Source organism: Hydrogenophaga sp. (assembly GCF_041633695.1).
GTDB lineage: Bacteria > Pseudomonadota > Gammaproteobacteria > Burkholderiales > Burkholderiaceae_C > Hydrogenophaga.
The window spans coordinates 1-12,010 of record NZ_JBFJMY010000099.1 but is presented as its reverse complement, the minus strand read 5'-3'; the positions used below and the strand labels follow the sequence as shown (position 1 = coordinate 12,010).

Below are 12,010 nucleotides of genomic sequence, written 5' to 3'. Positions count from 1 at the left end.
CCGGCGGCGCTGCTGCCACCAGGTGGTCAACCAGGCCCTCAGCGGCAAGGCCATGAGCGCTTCTTCCGCCATTTCCAGGCGAAAAAAGCGCTGCTCCTCGCGTGTGGCTTGCTGCTGCGCAAAGGCAAGCTTCAGCGTCCGGTAGGCACGCGCAGCCGCTTCTCGTCCTTGAGCGACAGGAAAGGAGGCGCCCTCGAAGCTGGTGTTCTGGTGCAGCTTGCATTCGTGGAAGCTGGGCGCATGAACGAACACGGTACTCCGGCGTTCGATGGTTTCGTTCTGCAGCCCATCGGCCACTGTCCGCTGGAACGTGCAGCGCTGTTGCATGCGTCCGAAATTGGTTTCACCCAGAAAACGGCGGCCAGTGAAGTCAACGGCGCCCTGGAAAATCGCACCGGAAAAATCGACCCGCTGAAAGCTGCCCCGCTGCAACGCCTTGCGGCCCGCAGGCTCGCCCGCCCGCTTCAATGCGGCGTCCACCGATGCGGGTGAAACGTAGCCAGCGCCACAGGAGAATTTGTCCCTCCCGCCGAAGGTCGTGGCACGCATCACCACCTCATCACCGAAAACCGTATTTTCGAAATCCGCCGAGCCGCCAAAAATGGCGCCATCAAAATGGAGCACGCCCAGAAAGCAGGCCCCGGAAAATCCGGCGACAACGCCAAAGACCGCACCTTGGAACGAAACACTGTCGGAAAAAATGGCGTTGGAAAAACGGCAGTCGTGACCGAACTGCGCCGCCTCGAATTGGGCTGGACCGCCAACCTCGATGTCGTCAAAACGCACAAAGTCACCGAAGCTTGCGCCCTCAAAGTTCAAACCACCTTCGAAACGGGCTCCGCTGAAATTGGCCCCCGAATCCAATACAGAGCGTTCGAAGCGCGCCCTCCTGCCAAACTGGCATACCGAAAAAACAGCGTCCTCGCCAAACACGAAACCGCTGAAATCGACGTCCAGACCCGTGAGGTCGTAATTCGAAAAATCCGCAAAATTGGCGCGGCTGCCCTGACCAGCGTTGCGGACCGGATGTTCGGCGCGCCAGCCGTTCCAGGCCTCGCGGCCACACATGGCCAGGGCCAAGCACTCGTCGCGCTGGATGTTGTCCGGATCGGCCAACGTCACTGAACGACCGTTGCCCGAATAGGTCTTTGGCGCCGCCATGCCCTACCCGTTCAGCCCAAGCGACCGGGATTGAAGATGCCCGCCGGGTCGAACTCGGCGCGCAGGCGTTGCTGGATGGTGGTGAGCGCTGCGCTTTGCGCGTCGAAGCGCGGCACGCCCGCGTCGCCCGAGGCCGGGGCGCGGAACAGGGTGGCGTGGCCACCGGCCTGGGCGGCGGTGCTGCGCAGCTCGCGGGCGGCCGAGGCGGGCGCCCAGAGCCAGCGCAGGGCGCCGTGCCATTCGATCAGCTGGGCATACGGCAGCGCGAGCACCGGGGTGGTTTGCGGTAACGAGAGCCGCCACAGGCCGTGCTCGGCACCGGGGGCGCTGAAGAAGGGCAGGCGTTGTTCGCGGCAGTCCGTCCAGTCGGGACCGGCCTGGGCGTTGTCCATGCGCGTGCCACCCGCTTCTTGGGCCATGCGCTCGGCAGCGGCTTCCACCGCCGCTTTGGCACCGCGCAGGCGCACGAACAGCAGTTCGGGTGCATCGGGCTGGGTGTCGTCTTTCACATAACAACTGGCGTTGAGCGGCAGCGGCTGGCCGCCCCAGCGGTGCAGTTGGGCCAGTGCATCGGCCTGGCTCAGCGGGAACACCAGGGTGGCTTCGGCAGGGGCGAAGGGCAGCACCTTGAGCGAAACGTCGGTGATCACACCCAGCGTGCCCATGGAGCCGGCCATGAGGCGGCTGACGTCGTAGCCGGCCACGTTTTTCATCACCTGGCCGCCAAAGGTGAGCCATTCGCCTTTGCCGTTGATGAGCTGCAGGCCGAGCACGAAATCGCGCACACCGCCCGCGCTGGCGCGCGCAGGCCCGGCCAGAGCGCTGGCAACCATGCCGCCCACGGTGGCGCCCGGCCCAAAGTGCGGCGGTTCAAACGGCAGGCACTGGCCTTTTTCGGCCAGCACCGTTTCCAGCTCGGCCAAAGGCGTACCGGCGCGCACGGTGACCACGAGTTCGCTGGGTTCGTGGCTGGTGACGCCCGCCCATTCCCTTGTGGACAAGGGCGCACCTGCCACTTGCTCACCATAAAAGGCCTTGGTGCCGTTACCGGCGATGCGCAAGGGCGTGCGGGCCGCACTGGCGGCGCGCACCCGGTCGATCAGCTCGCGGGGGTTTTCTGGGGGCATGGAGGACATGCCAGCGATGGTAGCCTCCACACTCTGCGGGTGGTTTGAATTTTCTGCATGCTGGGCTGCAATCGAGGGGCCTTTGCCGCGCGGCTGAGCGCTTTCACGATCGCTGGATAAGCTCCAGTCTGTAGCCATCGGGGTCCTCGACGAATGCGATGATCTCCCTCGGGTCGCCCTTCAATGGTCCTGCGGGACGCACGACCTTGACACCCGCGTGGGCCAATGCCTGCGTCACAGCCTCCACGTCTTTCACGCCGATGGCCACATGGCCATAGCCCGTGCCGACGGCGTAGTCATGCAGCCCCCAGTTGTGCGTGAGCTCCAACACCGTGGTTTCGTTTTCGGGTCCGTAGCCGAGGAAGGCCAGCGTGAACCGGCCTTCCGCGAAGTCCTGACGGCGCAGCAGTTGCATACCGAGCAAACTGGAGTAGAAGTCCAGCGAACGGTTCAGGTCACGCACCCTAAGCATGGTGTGCAGCAGCCGGGCTCCTTCCATGGGTACGGACGGGTGAGCCCCACCGAAACTTGTCTCGCTCATGCCGGTGCGAACTTCGAATGCCCGTTGTCGAAAGACCCGTTCTCTCGACAGGTTTCCACGAGGTTGACGATCACTTCCCCGGTTCGGATCCCGTTGGCCGCGTTCGCTGAATGTGGACTGCCAAGGCATTTGAGGGAGATGCGCGTTGCGGCCTGGTCATCGCCCGAGGCCGTTTGGAACGGATCATCGTCGGGCAGACCACAGTTTTTGACCTTGGCCTGGTGTATGCCAGCGGACGATTCTTCGACTTTTTCCTCGCGGTTGTCCCTGGCGTGAAAGATGCGTACGAAAGGCATGGTTGTTCCTGATGTTGATTGCAGACAGGGCGGGGCGACGCCCCGCCCTTGTTTCAGCCGGCCGAGATAGCTTCAAGTAGCTGGGCGTTCGTCATCGCCTCGCCGTTGATACCCCAGGTGCCATCGACCGCGTGTTTGACGTTCACCCAGATTTGTTCCCTGGGTTGTTTGCCACCACACGCTTTGTGCACGATGTCTGTGGCCTCTTTCACGTAGGCGATCTGCACCTCCCGCGACGTGAATGCGAAGGAGGGGGTGAGCCATTCGACAACGGCCACCGGCATCGGCTTTAAGCCGCAGAAGGTGCTATTGACCGGTACCGTTTGCACATGGCCGACCACGTTGGGCGTCAGCACCCCATTTCCGGCAAGGCCGTGCAAACGTAGGAAAGACTCGGATAGCTGTGCGACGGTGTCCGCCACAAGGTGTTGGGGAAGGATCCCTTCGGTGACGATGAGTGTGAGAGGCATTGGATAGCTCCGTTTGGTGAATGGGAATCGCTCTGCAGGGCGGCACGATCAAATAACGATCGTGATGCAGTTTAAAGTAGCGATCGTTATCCGAGTGATATGATCGGGATTGTTTCCAGTCCCAGGTGAGACCCAAGATGAGAAGTGAAAAGAAGGAACTGACAAGACAGCGCATGGTCAAGGCGGCGGCTGAAGGATTTCGGAGTCATGGCTACGGCGTCGGCGTGGACGGCTTGGCAAAACGCGCCGGTGTGACGTCCGGTGCTTTCTACGTACATTTCGGGTCAAAGGCCGAGGCGTTCCGGCAGTCCGTCGGTCATGGACTAGACGATCTGTTGGGTGGCATTCACTTCTTCCAGCAGGAGCACCATGACCAATGGTGGCCAGAGTTCGTGAACTTCTACCTGGGCGCGAAGCGCACCTGCGACCTGACCCAAAGCTGCAGTCTTCAGACCTTGACCCCGGAGTTGGCACGCTCGGACGAGGCAACGCGGCAAGTGTTCGAGGACCGCTTCCTGTCTATCGCCCAGTCCATCGTGGCAGGGCCCGTTTCCCCTGGAAAGCCCGAGACGACGGGCGCCGCGCTTTCGGCATTGGCCACGCTAATAGGTGCGGTCACGCTCGCTCGGGCGGTAAAGCGTGATGAGATCGCCGAACAGATTGCGCAGGCGGCGGCCCAGCAGTTGCTGTAAATCCATCGCACAGAACGGGCCGTCTGGCCAGTGGATTGACGCCGTCGGCTTGGACGGTGTGGAAGCGCCCCAACGCCCCAACCGCCGTGGGCACGTCGCGTGAACCAGGAGAACCTAGCGCGTGTGGCCCAGGCACATGCCGGCGTTGGGGCGGCCTTTGCATTCGCGCTTGAGCCGCTTTTCGCGCGCGGCGGGTTTCTCGGCTGAAGGAGCGTCCACAAAGCTCACCTTGCTGGGTGGTTTTTTTGTGGGTGCCGGTGTTGCGGCCAGGGCCTGGCCCAACCAGCCGGTCAGAAACAAGGCGGCCATGGAAATGGCGGTGCGGCGGAAACGCTTGAACAGCATGGAGACTCCCCGAGAGCGGTGTTGGACCGCCGCGCATGGTGGCCGACCCGCGCCGATAAATCAGTGATGTATTCACCAGATGACCGGACGGGTAAACAGACAAACAGATGGACGAAAAAAAGCCCGCGTGCCTTGCGGCAGCGCGGGCTCAACATCCAAAGGAGACTCTCAATGTTCAAAACATGCCGGGGATGGGTGGATGGGAGGCTTGGCACCCCAACACCACACCACCCGGCAGGTGGGCGATCAGCGGTTGTACGCGGTCTCGCCGTGGGACGAGATGTCCAGACCTTCGCGCTCGGACTCTTCCGAAACACGCAGACCCAACAGCACGTCCACAATTTTGTAGGCGATGAAGGCCACCACGCTGGACCAGACCATGGTGATGATCACGCCTTCAGCCTGGATCACGACCTGGCTGGCAATGGAGAAGTCTTCACCACCGGTGCCGCCCAGGCTTGGAGCGGTGAACACGCCGGTGAGCAGGGCACCCAAGATGCCGCCCACGCCGTGCACGCCGAACACGTCGAGCGAGTCGTCAGCGCCGAGCATTTTCTTCAGGCCGGAAACACCCCACAGGCAGAGGAAGCCAGCCAGCAAGCCAATGATGATGGAACCCATGGGGCCCACCGAACCGCAAGCCGGCGTGATGGCGACCAGACCGGCCACAGCACCCGAAGCAGCGCCGAGCATCGAAGCCTTGCCTTTGTGCAGCGCTTCACCCACGGACCAGGCCAGCACAGCGGCGGAAGTGGCGAACAAGGTGTTGATGAAGGCCAGCGTGGCGCCGCCGTTGGATTCCAGGTTGGAACCGGCGTTGAAGCCGAACCAGCCCACCCACAGCAGCGAGGCACCGACCATGGTCAGCGTCAGGCTGTGAGGCGCCATGGATTCTTTGCCGTAGCCGATGCGCTTGCCCACCATGTAGGCGCCCACCAGACCGGCCATGGCCGCGTTGATGTGCACCACGGTGCCGCCAGCGAAGTCCAGCGCGCCTTTGTCCAGCAGGTAACCACCGGAACCCCACACCATGTGGGCGATTGGCAGGTAACTGAAGGTGAACCAGATGGCGCAGAACAGCAGCACGGCGCTGAACTTCATGCGTTCGGCGAACGAACCCACGATCAGCGCGCAGGTGATGCCGGCAAACGTGGCCTGGAAGGCGATGAAGATGAACTCGGGGATCTTGACGCCTTCGCTGAAGGTGTCGGCCAGAGAAGCGGGCGTGACGCCGAGCAGGAAGGCCTTGCTGAAGTCGGCAATGATCAGGCCTTCGCCGCCGAACGCCAGGCTGTAACCGTAGACGGCCCACAGCACGGAGATCAGCGAGAACACCACCATCACCTGCATCAGCACGGACAGCATGTTCTTGCTGCGCACCAGGCCGCCGTAGAACAGGGCCAGCCCGGGCACGACCATCAAGATGACCAGGATGGTGGAGACCATCATCCAGGCCACGTCGCCCTTGTCGACCGTGGGCGCGGGGGCTGCGGCTTCAGCAGCAGGCGCTGCCTCGGCAGGCGCGGCTTCGGCCATGGCGGGTGCTTCGGCGGCAGGTGCTGCTGCGTCAGCGGCTGGCGCTGGGGTATCGGCGGGCGCCGTCACAGCGGGCGGCGTTTCGGTGGTGGTTTGCGCCACCGCGTTCAAGCCGCTGAGCGAACCCACGAGGCCAAAGGTGGCCAGCGCCAGTCCCAGGCATAGTTTGGAAATCTGTTTTTTCATGTCCATGATCTTTCTTGGTCAATGGCGGGGTCAGAGCGCTTCTTTGCCGGTCTCACCGGTCCGGATGCGCACCACCTGTTCGAGGTCGGTGACGAAAATCTTGCCGTCACCGATCTTGCCGGTGCGGGCAGCGCCTTCGATGGCCTCGATCACGCGATCGACCAAGTCGTCGGACACGGCGGCTTCGATCTTCACTTTGGGCAGAAAATCCACCACGTATTCCGCGCCACGGTAGAGCTCGGTATGGCCCTTCTGGCGGCCAAAGCCCTTGACTTCGGTCACGGTGATACCTTGAACGCCCATGGTGGACAGCGCTTCGCGCACTTCGTCCAACTTGAACGGTTTGATAACGGCTGAAACCATTTTCATGCTGTGATTCCTCTTCTGAGTCTGGGTGCTCAAGCCGCTGGGCCAGCACCTCGGTGAGAACGAACAACACCTGCCCAACAGGCAGACGACGCTTTGGATGCAGACTGTTTCATGGGAACCCCATGACTTTGATTCAATCGCTTACACACCCAAGCACAGACCATGCCAGAGCATCCTCCGTCTAAGGCATAGCGGCACCGCAGTTGTCGCAAAAACACCCCGCTCCCACCCTTGAGGTGGGCACCGGCACCCCTCCTATGCCATGATGAAACCGCGCGCGCCGGCCCCTGGGTGTCACCCCAAAGGTCAGCGCACCAAGTCAGTGCGGCAAGGTGGTTTCTACCGCCGCCAAGCACCGTCTGCAAGCGCACCAAAACAGGGAGTACATCAAAATGGGGTTGTCATTGGTGCACAGCCGGGCCTTGCTGGGCCTGGAAGCACGTCCGGTATTTGTCGAAGTGCATCTGGCCAACGGCCTGCCCAGCTTCACCTTGGTGGGTTTGGCCGACACAGAAGTGAAAGAGGCGCGCGAGCGGGTGCGCTCGGCCATCGCCAATTCCGGGCTGGAATTTCCGTCCAACAAACGCATCACCGTCAACCTCGCCCCGGCCGACCTGCCCAAGGACTCGGGCCGCTTCGATCTGCCCATTGCGCTGGGCATTCTGGCGGCCAGCGGCCAGATCGATCCGCTGCAGCTGACCGACTGGGAATTTGCGGGCGAACTCTCCCTGGGCGGCGAACTGCGACCGGTGCGCGGCGCGCTCGCCATGAGCCTGGCTCTGCACAAGGACTCTGTACCCGGACAACGTCCGAACAACAGGTTGGGCACCCGTTTGGTGCTGCCACCCGGCAGTGCCGAAGAGGCCGCCCTGGTCCCGCAAGCGCAGGTGTACCGCGCCCGCCACTTGCTGGACGTGGTGGCGCAATTTCTGCCCGAAGGCAAAAGCCCTTCGGCAGACAGCGCGGAGCCCAGCGGCGGCTGGTCGCGGCTGGCACCCGAGCCCATTGGCCAGGCACCGAGCTACCCCGACCTCGGCGACGTGAAAGGACAAGCCGCCGCCCGCCGCGCGCTGGAAATCGCCGCCGCTGGCGGGCACAGCCTGCTCATGGTCGGCCCGCCCGGCTCCGGCAAATCCATGCTGGCCCAGCGCTTCGCCGGCCTGCTGCCGCCCATGAGCACCAGCGAAGCCCTGGCCAGCGCCGCCGTGGCCTCGCTGGCCGGGCGCTTCTCGCTGGAGCGCTGGGGCCAGCGCCCGACCTGCGCCCCGCACCACACCGCCAGCGCGGTGGCCCTGGTGGGCGGTGGTTCGCCGCCGCGCCCGGGTGAGATTTCGCTGGCCCACCACGGCGTGCTGTTTCTGGACGAGCTGCCCGAATTCCCCCGGGCGGCGCTGGAGGCGCTGCGCGAGCCGCTGGAGAGCGGCCACATCCGCATCTCGCGCGCCGCCATGCAAAGCGAGTTCCCAGCCCGCTTCCAGCTCATCGCCGCCATGAACCCCTGCCCCTGCGGTTTTCTGGGGCATCCGAGCAAAGCCTGCCGCGACACGCCCGACCAGATCGCCCGCTACCAGGGCAAGCTCAGCGGCCCGCTGCTGGACCGCATCGACCTGCACGTGGAAGTGCCCGCCCTGCCACCCGATGAACTGCTGAACCATGGCACGGGCGAAACCAGCGCCCTGGTGCGCGAACGCGTGGCCACGGCCCGCGACCGCGCCCACACCCGCCAAGGCCAGAACAACCAGGCCCTGCAAGGCAAAGAACTGGACCAATACGTGATGGCCGACGCCGCCGCACTGAAGTTCCTCAACACCGCCGCCACCCGTCTGGGCTGGAGCGCGCGCAGCACCCACCGCGCCCTGCGCGTGGCGCGCAGCATTGCCGACCTGGCGGGAGCGGATGCGGTGGGCGCAACGCACATCGCAGAAGCCGTGCAATACCGGCGGGTGTTGCGGCAGGGCTTGTAGTTGCGTGCCGCATCGCATACCGACTTCAAAACGTGTCGGGCACCCTCAACGCGATGGATCACAGACATCTAAGAAGCTGGGTAGCTGACCTGCGCTTGTTGGGTCTTATCAAGTGCACGCCCGCGAAGGTTTTATACCGTTTCCAATGGTGTGTTGTTGGGTGCGACACTATGAGCCTACTTGACGCTTTCAGACTTTTTTGACACCTGTTTCTGCCGCATTGATCCGGCCCCATGAAATATGAACCGTTCGCCCTGAGCTTGTCCTTCGACCAGCTCAGGATGATCGGGGAAAAGGGCTTCGACGGGTTCAGCCCGAACGAAACATCAGACTTCACTGGGCCGGATCAATAGAACGCCCCACGGACCGACACCATGCCCATCGGGCTATCCAAAGAAGCCCGCCAGCAGGCCATCACCTCGATCGAGCGCTATTGCCGCGAGCACATGGACGAACCCATCGGAAACGTGACGGCCGGGGGATTGTTGAATTTTTTCCTGCAGGAGATCGGCCCGAGCGTGTACAACCGTGGCGTGGCCGACGCGCAGGCGCGCATGCTGGGTCGCGTGCAGGAGCTGGACATTGAAGTCCATGAGGACGAATTTTCTTACTGGAAATCAGCGGGCCACAAGCCGCGCGGGCGTACCTGAACAGGGCCTGTTCAGCGGGGGTTGTCTGCTCAGATATGCGACGGCAACCACGTTGCCAGCGAAGGCCATACATAGATCAGCCATGCCATGAACAGGATCAGAACCCAGTAGGGCACGGCGCCGGCAAAAATTTCGCTGACTTTGATGTTGCGGTCCGGAATGGCGGCCTTGACCACGAACACGCCGATGCCAAAGGGTGGCGTCAGCACACCGGCCTCGATCACCAGAATGCCCATCAGCGCAAACACGATCGGGTCGATGCCCAAGGCCATGGCCACCGGCCAGAAGATCGGCACCGTGAGCAACATGATGGAGATGCTGTCGATCATGGCGCCCAGAAAGAACCACACAGCGACCATGAACAACAGGGTGCCGCCGGTGCCCAGGCCCAGTGACGCCAGCAGGGCCTGCACTTCTTGCGGGATGCCGTTGAGGGCGATGAGTTTGCTGTAGATCGTGGCGGTCAGCAGCAACAGCATGATGGGCGTGACGGTGCGGCCAGACTCGACAAAGGCGTCAAACACGCCGCGCCAGCGCAAGCCCTTGCACCAGGCCAGAATGGCCGCCCCGACCAGGCCGACGGCACTGCCTTCTGTGGGGGTGAAGTAACCGAACCAGATACCGCCGAGCGTGACCATGATGAGCACGCCGACACCCAGCGCGCCACCCACCTGTCCGCGCGTGAGGGCCACCCGGTCTTCCTCGGCCACTTCGGGCGCCGCAGAAGGCCTGAGCTTGGCGTAGACGACGCAGTACAGGCCGTACATGAAAGCCAGCAGCAGCCCCGGGAAAACGCCCGCCGCAAAAAGCCGTCCGACCGACTGCTCGGTGAGGATGGCCCAGACGATCATGAACACCGACGGCGGAATCAACAGCCCCAGCACCGAGCTGCCGGCGATGCACCCGGTGGCGAAGCTGCGGCTGTAGCCGGCTTCGCGCATGACCGGGTAGGCCACATGGCTGAAGGCCGCAGCGGCGGCCACGCCCACGCCTGTGACGGCGGCAAACACCGCGTTGCCGCCCACGGTGGCCACAGCCAGCCGCCCGGGCACACCGCGCAAGCCGCGGTTGACCACGTTGAACAGGTCGCTTGCTGCGCCACAGTGCGCGATCAGCATGCCCATGACGGTGAAGCAGGGGATGACGATGAAGTTGTATTCCTTGATGCCCGAGAGCGCGGTTTGCTGCAACAAATTGATCATGGGCTCCAGACCGCCCAGCGCGAAATAGAGGCCCAGGGCGGCAGAGGCCGCGAAGGCGAAAACGATGGGCACACCCACCACGACGAGCACGAGCAGCGCGATGAGGCCGCTCCACATTTCAAATGACATGTTCTGGTCCTACTCCGGCTGTTGTTCTTCTTTGGCGCCCATGCGCCCGCGCACGCCTTCGGCGACAAAGCCGACGCACACCGCCGCAGCAATCAGCCACAGCACGATGGAGCCAAAGCGAAGCGGCCAGGCGGGGATGCGGAAAGCGTCGTTGCCAAAAAATTCACCGCTGTTCCAGCCTGCAATCGAAGGCTCCCACGAGGCGATCACCATGGCCATGAAGAAGGCCGCGCCCAGCAAATAGGTGAACGCGTTGAGCTGGCTGCGCACCGCCGGGGGCACGCGGTCCAGGAAGAAGGTCACGCGCAACAGCTTGCGTTCGCGGATCACGTAAGGTGTTTGCATGAAGGTCAACAGCACCAAGCCCACGCCTGCGAGTTCGGCGGTTCCCGCAAACGGTGTGTTGAAAAAGGTGCGCGCGGTGACGTCGTAGAAAATCACCATCGTCAGAATGGTGAGCACGCAAGCGCCCATCACATGCAGGCCCAGCAGGGCCCTATCGGTCCATATCTTCATAACACTCCTCTTTGGATTCGCGCCGGGTTCAGCGCCTCTTCATCGTCGTTCACCCCGTTCCTGCGGTGTGCGAAGAACAAGGCCAACAGGCCCAGAAAAATCATCGACACCGCCACGGCGGCGGTTCTTTGCATCGCGGTACCGGGCAGCAGCGCGGTGCCGCCACTGACCACCGCCCCCACCACCATCTGTAGCATGCCAGTGAGCGCTGCCGCCATACCGGCCCGGGTCGGCATGGCTTGCATCATCACACCAATGGCGGCAGGAAAAATCACGCCATGGCCGGTTGAATAGACCAGCAGGCCCATGATCCAGGCCAGCGGCGAAGGCCACCACAGGCAGCCCACGATGGCGGCCACGCCCAGTGCCGCGCAACCGCCGCCCCAGGTACACAAGGCCAGCCCACCCATGCGCCGCGCCTGCCGTGCCGCCCAGAGGCTGCCGGCCAGGAAACCCAGATAGGTGCCCCCGAGCACAAAGGCGATATCGCGCTCGTTGAGACCCACCGTTTCTCGCAAGGCCGATGGGCCTTGAGCGATGAGCAGAAAAAACACCGAACTCACGGCTGCAAAACCGATGGCCACCCAGCGCGGCGTGCGCTCACGCCAGATCGCACCCAGCGTGTCCCAACCGGGAGCGCGGGTCGCATCGGGCCGTGTTTCCACATGCAGCCCCAACGCAACCACGCCGCCCAACGCAATCAGCACGGGCATGACGCCCAGCGTCATGCGCCAGCCACCGCCCCAGTTCAGCAACCACCAGCCCAGCACCGGCGCCACCGCGGGCATGAGCGCGAAGGCCACCGATATGATGGCCATGCCGCGCT

The 12,010-nt window shown here is 63.4% G+C and carries 14 protein-coding genes; 3 read left to right on the top strand and 11 right to left on the bottom strand.

Translation table 11 applies throughout. From position 1 onward, the window contains the following. The 5 genes from ABYB95_RS08460 to ABYB95_RS08440 all read right to left on the bottom strand — a co-directional run. Window positions 1-1,080, bottom strand: a 1,080-nt coding sequence (locus ABYB95_RS08460; RefSeq protein WP_372658028.1) for a pentapeptide repeat-containing protein, incomplete at its 3' end; no start/stop codon positions are given. Between the two features lie 92 nt (window positions 1,081-1,172). Next, entirely contained in the window at window positions 1,173-2,288 is a 1,116-nt protein-coding gene (gene glcE, locus ABYB95_RS08455) for a glycolate oxidase subunit GlcE (protein WP_372658027.1), read from the bottom strand. A gap of 103 nt (window positions 2,289-2,391) precedes the next feature. Beyond that, on the bottom strand, window positions 2,392-2,787 hold the full coding sequence (gene gloA / locus ABYB95_RS08450; RefSeq protein WP_372658026.1) for a lactoylglutathione lyase: 396 nt from the start codon (window positions 2,785-2,787) through the stop codon (window positions 2,392-2,394). A 38-nt stretch (window positions 2,788-2,825) separates the two neighbouring features. Then, window positions 2,826-3,125, bottom strand: coding sequence for a hypothetical protein (locus tag ABYB95_RS08445; protein WP_372658025.1), 300 nt, complete (start codon window positions 3,123-3,125; stop codon window positions 2,826-2,828). Between the two features lie 53 nt (window positions 3,126-3,178). Continuing rightward, window positions 3,179-3,595, bottom strand: coding sequence for a 4-oxalocrotonate tautomerase (locus ABYB95_RS08440; protein ID WP_372658024.1), 417 nt, complete (start codon window positions 3,593-3,595; stop codon window positions 3,179-3,181). 137 nt (window positions 3,596-3,732) lie between these two features. Here ABYB95_RS08440 and ABYB95_RS08435 point away from each other — a divergent pair, with 137 nt between their 5' ends. After that, window positions 3,733-4,287 carry a TetR/AcrR family transcriptional regulator gene (locus ABYB95_RS08435; RefSeq protein ID WP_372658023.1) on the top strand — a complete coding sequence of 185 codons (555 nt, stop codon included), beginning with the start codon at window positions 3,733-3,735 and terminating at the stop codon, window positions 4,285-4,287. Between the two features lie 114 nt (window positions 4,288-4,401). Here the strand turns inward: ABYB95_RS08435 and ABYB95_RS08430 are convergent, their stop codons facing one another. From ABYB95_RS08430 to glnK, 3 genes are all read right to left on the bottom strand, one after another. Further along, window positions 4,402-4,632, bottom strand: a complete 231-nt coding sequence (locus ABYB95_RS08430) for a hypothetical protein (protein WP_372658022.1) — start codon at window positions 4,630-4,632, stop codon at window positions 4,402-4,404. Window positions 4,633-4,878: 246 nt separating this feature from the next. Continuing rightward, window positions 4,879-6,354 (bottom strand): ammonium transporter, encoded by a 1,476-nt coding sequence (locus ABYB95_RS08425; RefSeq protein WP_372658029.1) that lies wholly within the window; start codon window positions 6,352-6,354, stop codon window positions 4,879-4,881. A gap of 30 nt (window positions 6,355-6,384) precedes the next feature. Next, window positions 6,385-6,723 carry a P-II family nitrogen regulator gene (glnK, locus tag ABYB95_RS08420; protein WP_372658021.1) on the bottom strand — a complete coding sequence of 113 codons (339 nt, stop codon included), beginning with the start codon at window positions 6,721-6,723 and terminating at the stop codon, window positions 6,385-6,387. 392 nt (window positions 6,724-7,115) lie between these two features. Between glnK and ABYB95_RS08415 the strand changes: the two genes are divergently transcribed. Further along, a complete protein-coding gene (locus ABYB95_RS08415; protein WP_372658020.1) occupies window positions 7,116-8,687 on the top strand; it encodes a YifB family Mg chelatase-like AAA ATPase in 1,572 nt (523 codons plus the stop codon). Between the two features lie 374 nt (window positions 8,688-9,061). Next, a complete protein-coding gene (locus ABYB95_RS08410) occupies window positions 9,062-9,337 on the top strand; it encodes a DUF2164 domain-containing protein (RefSeq protein ID WP_372658019.1) in 276 nt (91 codons plus the stop codon). 29 nt (window positions 9,338-9,366) lie between these two features. Here ABYB95_RS08410 and ABYB95_RS08405 read toward each other — a convergent pair whose 3' ends face one another. The 3 genes from ABYB95_RS08405 to ABYB95_RS08395 all read right to left on the bottom strand — a co-directional run. Continuing rightward, window positions 9,367-10,668, bottom strand: coding sequence for a TRAP transporter large permease (locus ABYB95_RS08405; RefSeq protein WP_372658018.1), 1,302 nt, complete (start codon window positions 10,666-10,668; stop codon window positions 9,367-9,369). 9 nt (window positions 10,669-10,677) lie between these two features. Next, a complete protein-coding gene (locus ABYB95_RS08400) occupies window positions 10,678-11,184 on the bottom strand; it encodes a TRAP transporter small permease (protein WP_372658017.1) in 507 nt (168 codons plus the stop codon). Beyond that, window positions 11,181-12,010 (bottom strand): MFS transporter (locus ABYB95_RS08395; RefSeq protein WP_372658016.1); only part of this gene is annotated, 830 nt, incomplete at its 5' end. The genes ABYB95_RS08400 and ABYB95_RS08395, both read right to left, overlap by 4 nt.

Coding starts and splice junctions, on each gene's coding strand:
- glcE (WP_372658027.1), bottom strand. CDS start 2,288: ATGCCCCCAGAAAACCCCCGCGAGCTGATCGACCGGGTGCGCGCCGCC.
- ABYB95_RS08430 (WP_372658022.1), bottom strand. CDS start 4,632: ATGCTGTTCAAGCGTTTCCGCCGCACCGCCATTTCCATGGCCGCCTTG.
- glnK (WP_372658021.1), bottom strand. CDS start 6,723: ATGAAAATGGTTTCAGCCGTTATCAAACCGTTCAAGTTGGACGAAGTG.
- ABYB95_RS08445 (WP_372658025.1), bottom strand. CDS start 3,125: ATGCCTTTCGTACGCATCTTTCACGCCAGGGACAACCGCGAGGAAAAA.
- ABYB95_RS08400 (WP_372658017.1), bottom strand. CDS start 11,184: ATGAAGATATGGACCGATAGGGCCCTGCTGGGCCTGCATGTGATGGGC.
- ABYB95_RS08435 (WP_372658023.1), top strand. CDS start 3,733: ATGAGAAGTGAAAAGAAGGAACTGACAAGACAGCGCATGGTCAAGGCG.
- gloA (WP_372658026.1), bottom strand. CDS start 2,787: ATGGAAGGAGCCCGGCTGCTGCACACCATGCTTAGGGTGCGTGACCTG.
- ABYB95_RS08440 (WP_372658024.1), bottom strand. CDS start 3,595: ATGCCTCTCACACTCATCGTCACCGAAGGGATCCTTCCCCAACACCTT.
- ABYB95_RS08415 (WP_372658020.1), top strand. CDS start 7,116: ATGGGGTTGTCATTGGTGCACAGCCGGGCCTTGCTGGGCCTGGAAGCA.
- ABYB95_RS08410 (WP_372658019.1), top strand. CDS start 9,062: ATGCCCATCGGGCTATCCAAAGAAGCCCGCCAGCAGGCCATCACCTCG.
- ABYB95_RS08405 (WP_372658018.1), bottom strand. CDS start 10,668: ATGTCATTTGAAATGTGGAGCGGCCTCATCGCGCTGCTCGTGCTCGTC.
- ABYB95_RS08425 (WP_372658029.1), bottom strand. CDS start 6,354: ATGAAAAAACAGATTTCCAAACTATGCCTGGGACTGGCGCTGGCCACC.